Raw genomic sequence first — 16,247 nt, 5'->3', positions numbered from 1 at the left:
CGGAACAGGGTATGAACTGGAACTGCGTCAGCGCTCCTTGAGCGCTGACGCTGAGTTCAACCAGAATCAACTTATGCGGCCGCCTTCATAAGTCGCTGAATTCTCATCATATCCTCGCGAAAGCGCGCCATCTCCTCGGCCTTCAGCCGTTCGTCGGGAATGCGCAGCAGATAGGACGGATGCACCGTCACGAACAGCGTGCGCCCTCCTTCGATCGCCATTGCCTTTCCCCTGACGTCCTGCAGGCGCCCTTTCACATCGGTCAGCGCCACAAGCGCCGTCGCCCCCATGGCGACAATCAGCTTCGGCTTGACGAGCGCCAACTCCAGATCGAGCCACCAGCGGCAATGGTGCACCTCGCCCATATTGGGCTTCTGGTGGATGCGCCGCTTGCCGCGCGGCTCGTATTTGAAATGCTTGACGGCATTGGTGACGTAGAGTGTCGATCGGTCGATGCCCGCCTCCGCAGTCACCTGATCGAAAAGCCTGCCCGCCGGACCGACGAAGGGACGTCCTGCAATATCCTCCTGATCGCCCGGCTGCTCGCCGACGAACATCACATCCGCATCGCGCGGCCCCTCCCCGAACACCGTCTGCGTCGCATTGGCGTGAAGCGGACAGCGCGTGCAGACGGCAGCCTCCGCGCGCAGTGCTTCGAGCGTGCCTGCCGGAAGCTCGGGCTCGGCGGGAAGATTGCGCGCAGCCTGCTGCAGCCGGTCGTGAAAAGGCAGCGATTGCGTTGCCTCCCTTGCCGCCATCTCCCGCACCTTGCTTTCGGCCGATGCAATCAAGCCAGGAATGAGATCGGCCTCCGGCAGGTTCTTCCAGTATTTCTTCGGCATCTCCGCCTGCATCGCCTTCAGCTTCAACCGGGCCGGATTGAAGATGCTGGCATAATAGGTGCGCCAGAGCTCATCGGTTACGTCGGAAAGATTGGGCTTCTCGCAAGGTTCGTCGCTGATCGTCAGCCGCTCGCCGTCCCAGGCGGCCGATCCCTTGGGCGTGGCGATCAACCAGTCCATGTCGGTGAAACGTCGTTGGAAGAAGGGCGCCGTCCGCCTGACGATGTGGTGGTCCGGCTCGAACCAGGCGATGAATTTTCGCCGCCCTGCGGAAACCGCGCCAACCTCCTTGAAGCGGACGAAGGCCGTCATCTTGTGCGCGTCGCGATGCACGTTTTTCGCCATCAGCCTGGCACGCACGACATCCTCGTCGGAGGTCACCTCAAGCAGCTGCCGGTCCAGCTGCAGCCGCCAGAGCAGGCGGTATAGCAGCGAAAAGCGCGCCGGATCGGAATGGCAAAGAACCGTCTCGGCAAGCTCGATGAAGGTGGGCGGCACCGTCATCGGCTTGCGTAATGCCGCCGGCGCCGGCGGCATGGCGTCGCGCTGAAAGGAAAGATCCGCCTCCGCACTTCTTTCGCGCCACTCGATCTCCTCAGGCACTATGCCGGCGGCCGCCAAGGCGCGCGCGGCATCACGCCATTCGGCAAGATCTCCGCGTCCTGCAAGCACGACCCGGCGCATCACAGCAACGACAATTGTTCAGGCTGCGGCTCGAACATGGCGCGAAGGTCCGGCCTATCGATCAGCCGGCGCGGCGACCAGCCTTCCGCCGAGATGAAGGACTGGACCTTCTTGATCGAAACGCCGAGGCGCGAGAGATCATCCAGCCGCAGACGGCGAAAGCGGCGCGCCGAAACGACCGCCTTGACCGTCTTGGTGCCGAGGCCGGGCACGCGCAGCAACCGTTCACGCTCGGCCCTGTTGACATCGACGGGGAATTCGGCCCGGTTGGCAAGCGCCCAGGCAAGCTTCGGGTCGAGGTTGAGATCGAGCATGCCGCCCGCCTGATTGGCGGTGATCTCGTCGATGCCGAAACCATAGAAGCGGTAGAGCCAGTCGGCCTGGTAGAGCCGGTGTTCGCGCATCAGCGGCGGCTTGATCAGCGGCAGGTTTTTCGACGAATCCGGGATTGGGCTGAAGGCGGAATAATAGACCCGCCTGAGGCCGTAGCTGCTGTAGAGCCGGCCGCTGGTCGCAAGGATGGTCGCGTCACTCGCGCCGTCGGCGCCGACGATCATCTGCGTGCTCTGGCCGGCCGGGACAAAACGCTGGCGTTTCTTGCTTTTCAGCGTCGGCTCGCCGGCGGCCTCGATCTTCAGCCTGAGATCAGCCATCGATCGGCGGATACTGGCAGGCTTCTTTTCCGGCGCGAAGCGGCTGATGCCGTTATCCGTCGGCAGCTCGATATTGAGCGACAGCCGGTCGGCATAAAGCCCCGCCTCCTCGATCAGCCGCGGCGACGCCTCGGGGATCGATTTCAGATGGATATAACCGCGGAAAGCATGCGCCACCCGCAGTTCACGGACGATGCGGACCATTTCCTCCATCGTGTAATCGGACGAACGAATGATGCCGGAGGAAAGGAAGAGGCCTTCGATATAGTTGCGGCGGTAGAATTCCAGCGTCAGCCAGATCACCTCTTCCGGTGTAAAACGCGCCCGTTCGACATTGCTCGACGAGCGATTGACGCAATAGGCGCAGTCGTAGATGCAGAAATTGGTCAGCAGGATCTTCAGAAGCGAAATGCATCGACCATCCGGCGCATAGGCATGGCAGATGCCGGATCCCTCGGTCGAACCGAGCCCGCCGCTTGTGCTCGAATCGCGTTTCACCGTGCCGCTGGAGGCGCAGGAAGCGTCATATTTCGCGGCATCGGAAAGAATGGCCAAGCGTTCGGCAAGCGACTTCTTCATTCCTATGTTCACTATATGTTCTAATATACAAAGTCAATCCGGCTCCATCCCGCCCCCGCCCGATTTTCTGGCGCATCACCTGATATCGCGGGGGTTGCGTTGCGTTTATGCGAATTTTCTGGAAATCGGCCTTGGCGATCTGCTATAAGCACTTAACTAGGATTGTGGCACGGTTCCGAAGCTCCCCTTCGGGACCTGTTTTCTTTTGTGTTTGCGCCTGACGTGCCGATACAAGGAGTGAAGGACAGAAAAATGGTTGAAAAGGTACCGATGACACAGGGTGGTTTCGTCAAGCTGCAGGAAGAACTGCGCTGGCGTCAGCAGGAGGAGCGCCCCCGAATCATCGAGGCGATCGCCGAAGCCCGTGCCCATGGCGACCTTTCCGAAAACGCCGAATATCACGCTGCCAAGGAAGCCCAGAGCCACAATGAAGGCCGCATCAGCGAGCTGGAAGACCTGACGGCGCGCGCCGAGGTCATCGACCTCACGAAGATGTCGGGCCACAAGATCAAGTTCGGCGCCAAGGTGAAGCTCGTCGACGAGGACACCGAGGAAGAAAAGACCTACCAGATCGTCGGCGACCAGGAAGCCGACGTCAAGGCCGGCCGCATCTCCATCTCCTCCCCGATCGCCCGCGCGCTGATTGGCAAGGAAGTCGGCGATTCCATCGAGGTCAACGCGCCCGGCGGCTCCAAGGCCTACGAAATCCTCCAGGTTTCCTGGGGCTGATCGCCCGCCACAGACGAGACCCCTCCCTTGCCTGATATGCGTGACGTCGAGATCATCGCGCCCAATTTCAAGCGCCGGCTCTCCGGCGTCACGTCGACCATCGTCCAGCTCATCCCATGCCAGCTCCGGCTCGGCATCGGAATCGCGACCCTTGGACCGGGCCTGCCGGAAGGCCTGCCGAAACTGAGATGGCTGCAACTTTTAAGCCTCTGGCGCCCGCCGGCACGCCGGCGCCATCGCGTCTGGCACGCCCGCCGCAACAATGAGATGGCCGTCGGCATCCTGCTCCGCCATCTCCTGCGCATGCCGCTGAAGCTCATCTTCACCTCGGCCGCGCAGCGCCACCACACCGCCTACACGAAATGGCTGATCCGCCGCATGGACGCGGTGATTGCGACCAGCGACCGCTCCGGCTCCTTCCTCGAGGTGCCGCACACGGTCATCCAGCACGGGGTCGATCTGTCCTTGTTCCACCCGCCGGAAACGGCGGAAGACGGCATTGCCGCGACCGGTCTGCCCGGCCGCTATCTGGTCGGCTGTTTCGGCCGCGTGCGCCATCAGAAGGGCACCGATCTCTTCGTTCGGGCGATGATCGAACTCTTGCCGCAGCACCCCGAATGGACGGCCGTCGTCTCCGGCCGGGTGACGGCGGAGCACGTGGGCTTCGGCGACAAGCTCACGGCCGATGTCGCCGCCGCAGGCCTTAGCGACCGCATCCTCTTCCTCGGCGAAGTGCCCGATATCAAAGTCTGGTATCGCCGCCTGACGCTCTATGTCGCCCCCTCCCGCAACGAGGGCTTCGGCCTGACACCGCTCGAAGCCATGGCTTCGCGCACGGCGGTGGTGGCATCGGATGCCGGCGCCTATGCCGAACTCATCGCCGAGGGCGAGACCGGCGCGGTCGTCGCCGCCGGCGACGGTGAGGCACTGACGCGGACGATCGCCCCCTATATCGCAGATCCCACGCTGGCGATCGCCCATGGCGAGAATGCGCTGCGCCATGTCCGGGCGAATTTTGCACTGGAGAAGGAAGCAACCGCGATCGGCGCCGTTTACGACCGCCTTCTCCGCAGCAATCGCGGCTGACGCGGAACGAGAAATGGCCGTTAGGGTAAACGGCCATGGGGCCGCTGAAGAGGTCAGTCAGCCCCTCCCTCCGTCATGGCCGGGCTTGTCCCGAGCATCTACCTCGGGTCGATAGGGCAGCAGATCCTCGGCACAAGGCCGAGGATGACGACGAGTAGAGAACGAAATTATCAATAAGCAAACGGCCCGTTGGATAACGGGCCGCCGCAAAGATTGCCAACAATCAGACTGATTATTCCGCCGGCTGGAGACCGGCAGCCGACGTCTCCTCGGTCTCTCCGCCCAAGGCTCTGGCAAGCTGCGCGGTATCCAGCTCCTTTTCCCAGCGTGCCACGACGATCGTCGCAACCGCATTGCCGACGAGGTTGGTCAGGGCCCGGCATTCCGACATGAAGCGGTCGATGCCGAGGATAAGCGCCATGCCGGCGACCGGCACGGAGGGCACGACGGAGAGTGTCGCGGCAAGGGTGATGAAACCGGCGCCGGTGATGCCGGCCGCACCCTTCGAGCTCAGCATCGCCACCAGGAGCAGCAGGATCTGGTCGCCCCAGGAGAGCTGGATGCCGGTTGCCTGGGCAATGAAGAGGGCTGCCAGCGTCATATAGATGTTGGTGCCGTCGAGATTGAAGGAATAGCCGGTCGGGATGACGAGGCCGACGACCGAGCGCTTGCAGCCGGCCTTTTCCATCTTGTTCATGAGACCCGGAAGTGCGGCCTCCGAAGACGAAGTGCCGAGCACCAGCAGCAGCTCTTCCTTGATGTAACGCAGCAGCGCCAGGATCGAGAAGCCGTTGTAGCGGGCGACGGCGCCGAGCACGACGAGAACGAAGAGCAGCGAGGTGATGTAGAATGTGCCGATCAGCATGGCGAGATTGGCGATCGATCCGATGCCGTACTTGCCGATGGTGAAGGCCATGGCGCCGAAGGCACCAATCGGGGCGGCCTTCATCAGAATGCCGACGAGCTTGAAGATCGGAGCTGTCAGGGCGTTGAGGAAGGTCACGACCTGCTCGCCCTTTTCGCCGACCATGGCGAGCGCGATGCCGAAGAGCACCGAGAAGAACAGCACCTGCAGAATATCGCCGTCGGCAAAGGCGCCGACGATCGTCGTCGGGATGATATTCGTCAGGAAGCCGACGATGCTCTGCTCATGCGCCTTATCGGCAAAGGTGGCGACGGCCTTCGGGTCGAGCGATGCCGGATCGATGTTCATCCCGGCGCCGGGCTGGACGACGTTGGCGACGATCATGCCGATGACGAGCGCCAGCGTCGAGAAGGTCAGGAAGTACAGCATCGCCTTGCCGGCGACGCGGCCGACCTTCTTCAGGTCACTCATACCGGCAATACCGGTGGCCACCGTCAGGAAGATGACCGGAGCGATCACCATCTTCACGAGCTTGATGAAGGCATCGCCGAGCGGCTTCAGCTGGGTGCCGAGTTCGGGATAGAAATGGCCGAGCAGGATGCCTGCGGCGATGGCCGCGAGAACCTGGACGTAAAGATGGGAATAGAAGGGCTTCCTGCCCTTGCTGTCTGCAACTGCATCGAGTGGTGCTGCGATCATGATGTCCTCCTAAAGGCTCGTCCGGAACGAACTCCGGCCTCCCGAGCCGTTCGCTTCAATCCAACAGCTCAGCCGTTGTTGCGCTGTTCTTCGCAATCGCCGTGCCAGTTTCGCGCCATCCACCTAAGTCATTGTGTTTATGTCAGAAAAAATTTCTGACGGGCCAACGGCCTCCCTACCAATGCGAAAACCCACACAAATCCATTTGCGTCCCGTGCGGAAAAATGCACAAATCCGCCATGTCCTTGTCAGTCTCGCAAAGGCTTTGGCCCTCCCTGCCCTTGCACCACCGCATTCGCCGACTGTGGTGGGCTTATGCGGTGCTCGCCCTCTCGGCCGTCGCCGCAGGCCTCTTGGTGAGCGGCGAGGTTGGCCGGCACCGGGCGGAAGCTGCCCTGGAGGAACAGGCCCGCACCGATGCGCGGATGAACGTGTCGCTGCTGCGCACGGTCCTCGAGAAATACCGGGCGCTGCCCTTCGTGCTGTCGCAAGATACCGCGCTTGCCGCCGCCCTGGCGGGACGCGACGCCGGCACGTTCGAGCAGCTGAGCCGGAAGCTTGAGACACTGGCCGCCGGTACGAAGGCTGCCGTCATCTATGTCATCGACAAGGACGGCATCGCGGTTTCGGCCAGCAACTGGCGCGACCCGACGAGCTTCGTCGGCAACGACTATCGCTTTCGCGAGTATTTTCAGGGCGCAGTCGCTCACGGGCAGGCCGAGCATTTCGCGCTCGGCACCGTCAGCAAGAAGCCCGGTCTTTATATTTCCGAGCGGATATCAGGCAGCGACGGTCTGCTGGGCGTCGTCGTCGTCAAGGTGGAATTCGACGATGTCGAGGCGGATTGGCATGCCTCGGGCGCCCCGTCCTACGTCATCGACGATCGCGGCATCGTCCTCATCACCAGCATCCCCTCCTGGCGGTTCATGACGATTGGCCGCATCGCCGAGGATCGGTTGACCGCGATCCGCGACAGCCTTCAATTCGGCGACGCGCCGCTTCAGCCGCTGCCGCTCGATATCATCATGCACCTCGGCGACGGGCTTGATGTCGTCGAGATCGTCACGCCCGGCGGCGCCGGAAAGACCAGCTTTCTCAATGTCGGGATGCCGATCCCTGCGACGGGCTGGCATCTGCAGCATCTTGTTGCATCGGGGCCGTCCGTCGATGCGGCGGTCCGCGAAACACGCATGCTGGCGCTGCTCCTGCTTTTACCGCTCCTGGCCGGCGCAGCCTTCCTTTTGCGCCGCCGCCAGACGATCAGGCTGAGGATTTTCAGGGAGCAACAAGCGCGCGAGGAACTGGAACGGCGCGTGACCGAGCGGACTTTGGATCTCAGCCAGGCGCGCGATCGCCTGCAGGCCGAGATCGCCGGTCACCGCAGCACGGAACAGAAGCTGCAGGCGGTGCAGCAGGATCTGGTGCAGGCCAACCGGCTGGCGATCCTCGGCCAGGTTGCCGCCGGCGTCGCCCATGAGATCAACCAGCCGGTGGCGACCATCCGCGCCTATGCGGACAATGCCCGCACCTTCCTCGACCGCGGCCAGACGGCGCCCGCCGGTGAAAATCTAGAAAACATCGCCGCACTGACGGAGCGCATAGGCTCTATCACCGAGGAACTGAAGACCTTCGCCCGCAAGGGCCGCGGCGGCGCTGAACCGACAGGCTTGAAGGACGTCATCGAGGGGGCGGTGATGCTGTTGCGCAGCCGCTTTGCCGGCCGCATGGATACGCTCGACATCGACCTGCCGCCGGCCGAGCTGCAGGTCATGGGCAGCAGAATCCGCCTCGAGCAGGTGCTGATCAACCTGCTTCAGAACGCGCTGGAGGCAGTGGCGCCGAAGGCCGAAGAGGGGCGCGTCGAGGTCAGGACATCGGCCGATGCGGAGACGGTGACGCTGACGGTTGCCGACAACGGCCCCGGCATTTCGCCTGAAATCCGCAAAGGCCTGTTCACGCCGTTCAACACCTCGAAGGAAAAAGGTCTCGGCCTCGGGCTGGTCATCTCCAAGGATATCGTCGGCGATTACGGCGGTCGGATGGAGGTCGAGAGCGATGGCGATGGAAGCCGGTTCATCGTTCATCTGAGGAAGGCTTGAGATCATGGACATGGCCATACCCGTTGCTTTGATCGACGATGACGGCGATCTGCGCCGCGCCACGGCCCAGACGCTGGAACTTGCCGGCTTCTCCGTTTCCGCCTATGACGGTGCCAAAGCGGCGCTAGCCGACCTGCCGGCCGACTTTTCCGGCCCAGTCGTCACCGATATCCGCATGCCCGAGATCGACGGGCTGCAGCTGTTCGCCACGCTTAAAGACATGGATGCCGACCTGCCCGTCATCCTGATGACCGGCCACGGCGATATCCCCATGGCCGTCCAGGCCATCCAGGACGGCGCCTATGATTTCATCGCCAAACCCTTCCCGGCCGACCGGCTCGTCCAGAGCGTCCGCCGCGCCAGCGAAAAACGTCGGCTCGTTCTGGAAAACCGCATGCTGCGCAAGGCTGCCGACGATGCGCAGGAGACCCTGCCGCTGATCGGCCAGACGCCTGCCATGGACAATCTCAGGAAGATCCTTCGCCACATCGCCGATACCGATGTCGACGTGCTCGTTGCCGGCGAAACCGGCAGCGGCAAGGAAGTCGTTGCTCAGATCCTGCATCAGTGGAGCCATCGCCGAAACGGCAATTTCGTGGCGCTGAATTGCGGGGCGCTGCCCGAAACCGTCATCGAAAGCGAGCTGTTCGGCCACGAGGCCGGCGCCTTTACCGGCGCCCAGAAGCGCCGCACCGGCCGCATCGAACATGCGAGCGGCGGCACGCTGTTCCTCGACGAGATCGAGAGCATGCCTGTCGCCACGCAGGTCAAGATGCTGCGGGTGCTGGAGATGCGCGAAATCACCCCGCTCGGCACCAACGAGGTGCGCCCGGTCGACCTGCGCGTCGTCGCGGCCGCGAAGATCGACCTTGGCGACCCCGAGGTGCGCGGCGATTTTCGCGAGGACCTCTATTACAGGCTGAATGTCGTGACGATTTCGATTCCGCCGCTGAGGGAGCGTCGCGACGATATTCCGCTGCTCTTTTCCCACTTTGCCGCCCGCGCCGCCGAGCGCTTCCGCCGCGATGTGCCGCAGCTTTCGGAGGCCGTTCGCCGCCATCTTGCCTCGCACCCCTGGCCCGGCAACGTCCGCGAACTCTCCCATTATGCCGAACGCGTGGTGCTTGGCGTCGAAGGCGGCGGAGCGCCGTCCCTTCCCCCCCAGCCGACCGGCGGCACGCTGCCCGAGCGGCTGGAACGCTACGAGGCCGAGATTATTCGTGACGCGCTCGCGGCCAGTGACGGCGACGTGCGACGCACCATCGAGGCGCTCGGCATTCCGAGAAAGACGTTCTACGACAAGCTCCAGCGCCACGGCATCAACCGCGGCGGCTATGCCTCGCGCAAATAGTTCAGACTTCAACCAGCCCGAGCTTCTTCACCTGCCGGATCGTCAGCATGGTGCGCACGGTATCGACATGTTCGTTCGCCGTCAGCACCTCGATGACGAAATCCTGGAAGTGGGTCAGATTTTCCGCCACGCAATGCAGCAGGAAATCGCTGTCGCCCGAAACCATCCAGGCTTGGCGCACCAGCGGCCATTCGGTGGTGGCGGCGGCGAAGGCCTTGAGATTGCCTTCCGACTGATGCTTGAGCCCGACCATGCAGAAGGCGACCAGATCGAAGCCGAGCTTCGGGCTGTTCAGCATGGCGTGATAGCCTTCGATGATGCCGGCTTCCTCGAGCTTGCGCACCCGGCGCAGGCAGGGTGGCGCCGAAATACCGACGCGATCGGCGAGCTCGACATTGGTCATGCGGCCGTCGGCCTGCAGCTCGCGGAGGATCTTTATGTCGATGACGTCGAGTTCGGTGCGACCCACATCATGGCCTTTCTTTAATTTTCCGCGGCGAGCTTCTATATAAAGCCGCGGAATACGCAAGAAAGTTTCACGCCGATGACGGATTCTTGCACAACAGGATGATTTGCCTTGTTGGTAACGCAAGGCTGCCCTTGAATAAAAGCATTGGTCGTTCATAAATGGCGCATGGACCGCGAAACGGCCGCAATCGCTATTTAGCCGCCGCCCTCCTGCCAGTCGAAAGGAAATGACATGCCCGCCCGCCACACCAAGGTGCTCATCATCGGTTCCGGACCCGCGGGCTATACTGCCGCGGTCTATGCCGCGCGCGCCATGCTGAAACCGGTTCTGATCGCCGGTCTCGAACAGGGCGGGCAATTGATGATCACCACCGATGTCGAGAACTATCCGGGCTTTGCCGATCCGATCCAAGGCCCCTGGCTGATGGAGCAGATGCTGCAGCAGGCAAAACATGTCGGCGCCGAGATCGTCAATGACCTGGTGACCGAGGTCGACATGAACCAGCGGCCCTTCGTCGCCCGCACCGACAGCGGCCAGGTCTGGACGGCCGATACGCTGATCATCGCCACCGGCGCCAAGGCCAAGTGGCTCGGCATCGAAAGCGAACAGCATTTCCAGGGCTTCGGTGTTTCAGCCTGCGCCACCTGCGACGGCTTCTTCTATCGCAACAAGGATGTGATCGTCGTCGGCGGCGGCAACAGCGCCGTCGAAGAGGCGCTCTATCTCTCCAACATCGCCAAGTCGGTGACATTGGTGCATCGCCGCGACACTTTCCGCGCCGAGAAAATCCTGCAGGAACGGCTGTTCGCCAAGGAAAACGTCAAGGTGCTGTGGAACACCGAAGTGGCCGAAATAACAGGCACGCCGGCGAAACCCCCGATGCCGCAATCCGTCTCCGGCGCCCGCCTGCGTGACGTCAGAACCGGTGCTGTCACCGAGATGCCGATCGACGGCGTCTTCGTCGCCATCGGCCACGCGCCGGCAACCGAGCTCTTCAAGGACAAGCTGAAGCTGAAGGATAACGGCTATCTCTGGACCGCGCCGGATTCGACCGCGACCAGCCTCGAGGGTGTCTATGCCGCCGGCGACGTGACCGACGACACGTTCCGCCAGGCCGTCACCGCCGCCGGCATGGGGTGCATGGCAGCGCTCGAAGCCGAGCGATATCTGACGGGCCACATGCCCGTCGCCGTGGCTGCGGAGTAAGATCGGCATGAGAGGCGGGGGAATGCCACTGGATTGGGACAAGCTGCGTATTTTCCACGCAGCTGCCGAGGCGGGCTCGTTCACGCACGCGGCCGATAAGCTGCATCTGTCCCAATCCGCCATCAGCCGCCAGGTGAGCGCGCTGGAGCAGGATGTCGGCACCAAGCTGTTTCACCGCCATGCCCGCGGCCTGATCCTGACGGAACAGGGCGAACTGCTGTACCGCACCGCCCATGACGTGCTGCTGAAGCTCGAAACCGTTAAGATGCAGCTCACCGAGACGACCGAGACGCCGTCCGGCAAGCTGCGTGTGACGACGACGGTCGGCCTCGGCCAGGGCTGGCTGACCGACAAGATCCAGGAATTCCTGCAGCTTTATCCCGATGTGCAGATCCAACTGATCCTCGACAATGAGGAAGTGGATGTGAACATGCGCCATGCCGATTGCGCCATCCGCCTGCGTCAGCCGCAGCAGTCCGACCTCATCCAGCGCAAACTCTTCACCGTGCACATGCACGTCTATGCCGCTCCCTCCTACATCAACCGCCACGGCGAGCCGCAGAAGATCGAAGATCTCGACAACCACCGCATCATCACCTTCGGCGAGCCGGCGCCGAGCTACCTGCTCGACGTCAACTGGCTCGAGGTCGCCGGCCGCTCGTCGGACAACAAGCGCATCCCGCATCTGCAGATCAACAGCCAGACCTCGATCAAGCGCGCCTGCCTGCTCGGCATCGGCGTCGCCTGCCTGCCGGATTACATCGTCGGGCGCGATCCCGGCCTGATTCAGCTGGCGATCAATGCCGACGTCCCCTCCTTCGACACCTATTTCTGCTATCCCGACGAGATCAAGAACGCCGCCAAGCTGAAGGCCTTCCGCGATTTTATCGTCAGCAAGGCCAGAAACTGGAACTTCTAAGCCCGATTTATGGAATGATTTCTGTACTATGCAGAGAGCGCATGACTGGCATGCGCAAATGTGGGTTGCCGTTTGCCCATTAAACCACCATATCGCACATAGCTGATGCACATGGTGGCTTTTCCTCCCAGTTCCACCGCATTAGCTGTTCCCCTCTGGAGGTTTTTGACCTTCACACTTATAAGGGCCCTGGTTTTCCAGCGGCCCTCTTTTTTGCCTTTCCGTCCGGGGCAATGCTGCATCGCAAAAAATTTGTGCGGCGCATAGCAGGCATGCACAAAAAAGCATTGAAAGCTGCCTAAGGAAGCACCATATCCCTTTCAGCTGATGCATTTCGTGGTTTCTCTCCCAGTACCACCGCATTAGCTGTTCCCCTCTGGAGGTTTTTGACCTTCACAACTTATAAGGGCCCTGGTTTCCAGTGGCCCTCTTTTTTTGCCCAAAATTTGCGCATGCCCCGGCAGGCTGTCACCTCACGCCTCCGTGATTTGCATATCGTCGAACGTCGATCCATATATCGAGAAAATACGATTTACGGATCGACAAACCGCGATGGACAAAGACGAGATCATCAAGGCGCTCGCGCATCCCACCCGGATGGCCATTCTGAACTGGCTGAAAAATCCGGAGGAACATTTCCTCACGCAGGAGCATCCTTTCGAAATGGGGGTCTGCGCCAGCCAATTCGAACGGTGCGGCCTGTCGCAGTCGACGGTTTCGGCCCATCTCGGGACACTGCACCGCGCCGGTCTCGTCACCACCAAACGCGTGGGACAGTGGATCTTCTACAAGCGCAACGAAGACACGATCGCAGCCTTCCTCAAGCAGCTGACGCAGGACCTGTAAAATCTCCGCCGCAGCGCTGATGGCCCCGATCGGCCTTGACGCAACGGCGCTCGACTTCTCTCCGCCTGGGGCCGGGCCGCCCTTGCCCCCGCCGAGTGATCCTCCCGCAAAAGAAAGGACCATCATGGCCAAGCTTTTCGAACCCACCAAGGTTGGCGACATCACCGTCAAGAACCGCATCGTCATGGCGCCGCTCACCCGCAACCGCTCGCCGGGCGCGATCCCCAACGACCTCAACGTCGAATATTACCGCCAGCGCGCCACGGCAGGGCTGATCATCACCGAGGCGACTGCGATTACCCATCAAGGCCAGGGTTATGCCGACGTGCCCGGTCTTTACAGCAAGGCAGCGCTCGAAGGCTGGAAGCGTGTGACGGACGCCATTCACGCCGCCGGCGGCAAGATCGTTGTACAGATGTGGCATGTCGGCCGCATATCGCACACGACGCTGCAGCCAGATGGCGGCAAGCCGGTCTCCTCGACCAATCGCGTCGCCAAGGCCAAGACCTATCTGGTCAACGCCAACGGCAGCGGCAGCTTCGCCGACACCTCCGAGCCGCGCGCGCTCGAAACCGCCGAAATCCCTGGTATCGTCGAGGATTACCGCAAGGCCGCACGCGCCGCCATCGACGCCGGTTTTGACGGTGTCGAAATCCATGGCGCCAACGGCTATCTGCTCGACCAGTTCATTCGTGACGGCGTCAATGACCGCACCGACCAATATGGCGGCTCGATCGAGAACCGCACGCGCCTCGCCTTTGAAGTCGTGGATGCCGTCGTCAGCGAAGTCGGTGCCGGCCGGACCGCGATCCGCATTTCACCGGTGACGCCATCGGGCGAGAGCTACGATTCCAATCCGCAGGCCACGTTCGCCCATGTCGTCGAGGGACTGGCCAAATACGACCTCGCCTATATCCACGTCATCGAAGGCCAGACGGGCGGCGACCGTGATTACCAGCAGGGCGACAATCCTCCCTTCGACTACAAGGCGCTGCGCCGGACCTATGAAAAGGCCGGCGGCGGGGCCAACTGGATGGTCAATAACGGCTATGACCACGACCTGGCAGTCGATGCCGTCGAAAGCGGCCGCGCCGACCTCGTCGCCTTCGGCAAGCCCTTCATCGCCAATCCCGACCTCGTCGAACGGCTGGCAAAGAACCTGCCGCTCAACACGCCGGACCAGTCGACCTTCTACGGCGGCACCTCCAAGGGTTACATCGACTATTCCGCTGTCGAGAAGGTCGCCTGAGGCTTTCGGATCCGAATTGCGAAATCCCGCCGAGAGGCGGGATTTCCATTTCCGCTCCATCTTTGTACGGTGTCGCCATGTTCGCTCCCTATCTCGATCGCTGGTCGCTCATTGCCGACGGCGAGCCGATCCTCACCCATTCGAGCCGCCTGCTGCCGGTCCTCTGGCAGGATAGGCCGGCCATGCTGAAGGTTGCGACCGACAACGACGAACGATATGGCGCGCTGTTGATGCAATGGTGGGACGGCGACGGCGCGGCCCATGTCTACGCCCATGAGGGCGACGCCGTGCTTTTGGAACGGGCGACGGGCAAACGCTCGCTGCTTGCCATGGCGATGAATGGCGAAGACGACGAGGCAAGCCGTATCCTCTGCCGGACGGCCGCAAGGCTGCATGCGCCGCGCCCAAAGCCGCTTCCCGATCCAATACCCCTCACCCGCTGGTTCCGTGAACTGGAACCGACGGCCGATAAAGTTGGCGGCACATTTGCCGATTGCTCGACGGTCGCCAACGCCCTTCTTTCCAACCCGCGCGAAGTCACCATCCTCCACGGCGACATTCACCACGGCAATATTCTTGATTTCGAGACACGCGGCTGGCTGGCGATTGATCCGAAGCGCCTCCATGGCGAACGCGGCTTCGATTTCGCCAATATCTTTGCCAACGAGGAGCTGCCAACCATCACCCATCCCGCCCGTTTCCGCCGCCAGCTCGCCATCGTCTCGATGGAAGCGAGGCTCGAGCCGAAGCGGCTTTTGCAGTGGATCGCCGCCTATTCCGGCCTTTCCGCCGCCTGGTTCTTCGGCGACGCAAACACGCCTCAGGTCGAGACGGCTCTGACGGTCGCCCGGCTCGCCCTTTCCGAACTTGCGGCTTAACGTCCGCCCTGCAGTGAATGCCCGATAACGGCGGCCGCTGTCTGAGGATGCTGCGGTTCGGACAGGCAGCCGAGCGCCACGAGCGTCGCCTTGACGGCTTCGTCGATCGGTGTGCGCGGCTCGTTTCCGAGTTCAGCCGTCAGTCTGCTGTTCGACATCCGCAACGGCACCTTCCAGAGATAGCGCATCTCCTTGATCTCCCGCATCAAGGGAAGGAAGGGCGCGGCGAGCGGCACGATCCACCAGGGAAAACGCCCGATCTTCGCCTTGCCGCCGGCAACGCGCCTGATCGTTTCCGCCATCTGCATGCCGTCGGCATCCCAGAAGCCGTCCATATGATAGACGGCAAAGGACGGCAGCCGATCGGCCCGTTCGATGAGCTGCGCCATGGTTTCCGCCATGTCGGGCAAGTATGTCCATTGATGACCGACGCCGTGCCGTCCGGGGTTTTTGATCGTGCCGACCGGCTTGCCCGGTGTCACCAGGGCGGACGAGAACCAGCTGTTGGTAGTGGCGCCCGGGCCGAAGAAATCACCGGCGCGGACGATGATGGCGCCGATGCCGGCTTGCGCCGCCGCCTTCAGCTGTTCCTCCATCTCGACCCGGATCGCACCTTTCCAGGTCACCGGATGCTGCGGGCTCTCCTCCGTCGGCGCCGGCAGGGCATCGGGACCGAAATTATAGACGTTGCCGGGCAGCACGATGCGCAGGCCGAAAGCGCGGGCAGCGGCAATTGTATTGTCGAGCATCGGCAGCACCAGCTTGTCCCAGTCGCGGTAGCCCGGCGGATTGACGGCATGGACGATCAGCCCGACGCCTTCGGCCGCCTTCAGGACGTCGCCAGCATTCATCGCATCGCCCTGCACCCATTCGAATGCCGGCTCTTTCCCCATCGCCCGTTCCGCATCACGGTTCAGCGCGCGGATCCGCCAGCCGCGCCCCAGCAGCTTTCGCGCGACCGCGCCGCCAATCCCACCGGTTGCACCAAGAACAAGGGCGGTCTTCTTCATTTCTCTGCTCATCACATGCATCTCCTTCGATCGCATGAAATGAATATGCTCCCCGTCTCACATAAACGAAATTGACGAAATCA

Annotated in this window: 14 protein-coding genes; 9 read left to right on the top strand and 5 right to left on the bottom strand. The window is 62.3% G+C overall.

Translation table 11 applies throughout. From position 1 onward, the window contains the following. Nucleotides 1-71: 71 nt before the first annotated feature. Nucleotides 72-1,526, bottom strand: coding sequence for a UdgX family uracil-DNA binding protein (locus K6M89_RS25365; RefSeq protein WP_222141409.1), 1,455 nt, complete (start codon nt 1,524-1,526; stop codon nt 72-74). Continuing rightward, the gene (locus tag K6M89_RS25360) at nt 1,526-2,758 is read right to left on the bottom strand and encodes a putative DNA modification/repair radical SAM protein (RefSeq protein WP_222141408.1); all 1,233 of its coding nucleotides are present in this window, start codon (nt 2,756-2,758) and stop codon (nt 1,526-1,528) included. The genes K6M89_RS25365 and K6M89_RS25360 overlap by 1 nt, the downstream gene beginning before the upstream one ends. Nucleotides 2,759-3,010: 252 nt before the next feature. On the opposite strand from K6M89_RS25360, the gene greA reads away from it, so the two are divergent. Both greA and K6M89_RS25350 read left to right on the top strand, forming a co-directional pair. Further along, the gene (gene greA, locus K6M89_RS25355; protein ID WP_010028762.1) at nt 3,011-3,487 is read left to right on the top strand and encodes a transcription elongation factor GreA; all 477 of its coding nucleotides are present in this window, start codon (nt 3,011-3,013) and stop codon (nt 3,485-3,487) included. Nucleotides 3,488-3,514: 27 nt separating this feature from the next. Then, the gene (locus tag K6M89_RS25350; RefSeq protein WP_222141407.1) at nt 3,515-4,573 is read left to right on the top strand and encodes a glycosyltransferase family 4 protein; all 1,059 of its coding nucleotides are present in this window, start codon (nt 3,515-3,517) and stop codon (nt 4,571-4,573) included. Between the two features lie 232 nt (nt 4,574-4,805). Here the strand turns inward: K6M89_RS25350 and K6M89_RS25345 are convergent, their stop codons facing one another. Further along, nucleotides 4,806-6,137 carry a dicarboxylate/amino acid:cation symporter gene (locus K6M89_RS25345; RefSeq protein WP_097578648.1) on the bottom strand — a complete coding sequence of 444 codons (1,332 nt, stop codon included), beginning with the start codon at nt 6,135-6,137 and terminating at the stop codon, nt 4,806-4,808. Between the two features lie 224 nt (nt 6,138-6,361). On the opposite strand from K6M89_RS25345, the gene K6M89_RS25340 reads away from it, so the two are divergent. Beyond that, complete coding sequence (locus K6M89_RS25340) at nt 6,362-8,236, top strand: sensor histidine kinase (protein WP_222141406.1); 1,875 nt, start codon at nt 6,362-6,364, stop codon at nt 8,234-8,236. A gap of 4 nt (nt 8,237-8,240) precedes the next feature. Next, entirely contained in the window at nt 8,241-9,587 is a 1,347-nt protein-coding gene (locus K6M89_RS25335) for a sigma-54-dependent transcriptional regulator (protein WP_222141405.1), read from the top strand. Between the two features lies 1 nt (nt 9,588). Here K6M89_RS25335 and K6M89_RS25330 read toward each other — a convergent pair whose 3' ends face one another. Beyond that, the gene (locus K6M89_RS25330; protein WP_009992419.1) at nt 9,589-10,056 is read right to left on the bottom strand and encodes an Lrp/AsnC family transcriptional regulator; all 468 of its coding nucleotides are present in this window, start codon (nt 10,054-10,056) and stop codon (nt 9,589-9,591) included. 231 nt (nt 10,057-10,287) lie between these two features. On the opposite strand from K6M89_RS25330, the gene trxB reads away from it, so the two are divergent. The 5 genes from trxB to K6M89_RS25305 all read left to right on the top strand — a co-directional run bounded on the left by trxB (nt 10,288) and on the right by K6M89_RS25305 (nt 15,154). After that, on the top strand, nt 10,288-11,262 hold the full coding sequence (gene trxB / locus K6M89_RS25325) for a thioredoxin-disulfide reductase (protein WP_097665523.1): 975 nt from the start codon (nt 10,288-10,290) through the stop codon (nt 11,260-11,262). A 22-nt stretch (nt 11,263-11,284) separates the two neighbouring features. Continuing rightward, a complete protein-coding gene (locus tag K6M89_RS25320; RefSeq protein ID WP_004671024.1) occupies nt 11,285-12,181 on the top strand; it encodes a LysR family transcriptional regulator VtlR in 897 nt (298 codons plus the stop codon). 552 nt (nt 12,182-12,733) lie between these two features. Further along, nucleotides 12,734-13,027: an ArsR/SmtB family transcription factor gene (locus K6M89_RS25315; protein ID WP_010056174.1), complete on the top strand. Its 294-nt coding sequence runs from the start codon at nt 12,734-12,736 to the stop codon at nt 13,025-13,027. A 124-nt stretch (nt 13,028-13,151) separates the two neighbouring features. Beyond that, nucleotides 13,152-14,276, top strand: coding sequence for an alkene reductase (locus K6M89_RS25310; RefSeq protein ID WP_222141404.1), 1,125 nt, complete (start codon nt 13,152-13,154; stop codon nt 14,274-14,276). 77 nt (nt 14,277-14,353) lie between these two features. Beyond that, nucleotides 14,354-15,154 carry an aminoglycoside phosphotransferase family protein gene (locus tag K6M89_RS25305; RefSeq protein ID WP_222141403.1) on the top strand — a complete coding sequence of 267 codons (801 nt, stop codon included), beginning with the start codon at nt 14,354-14,356 and terminating at the stop codon, nt 15,152-15,154. Here K6M89_RS25305 and K6M89_RS25300 read toward each other — a convergent pair. Beyond that, complete coding sequence (locus tag K6M89_RS25300) at nt 15,151-16,176, bottom strand: NAD-dependent epimerase/dehydratase family protein (RefSeq protein ID WP_222141402.1); 1,026 nt, start codon at nt 16,174-16,176, stop codon at nt 15,151-15,153. The two genes, K6M89_RS25305 and K6M89_RS25300, sit on opposite strands and share 4 nt — an antisense overlap. Nucleotides 16,177-16,247: the final 71 nt, after the last annotated feature.

The sequence above is a fragment of the Rhizobium croatiense genome, from assembly GCF_019793465.1.
GTDB classification, from domain to species: domain Bacteria; phylum Pseudomonadota; class Alphaproteobacteria; order Rhizobiales; family Rhizobiaceae; genus Rhizobium; species Rhizobium croatiense.
This window is presented reverse-complemented; position numbering and strand designations above follow the sequence as displayed.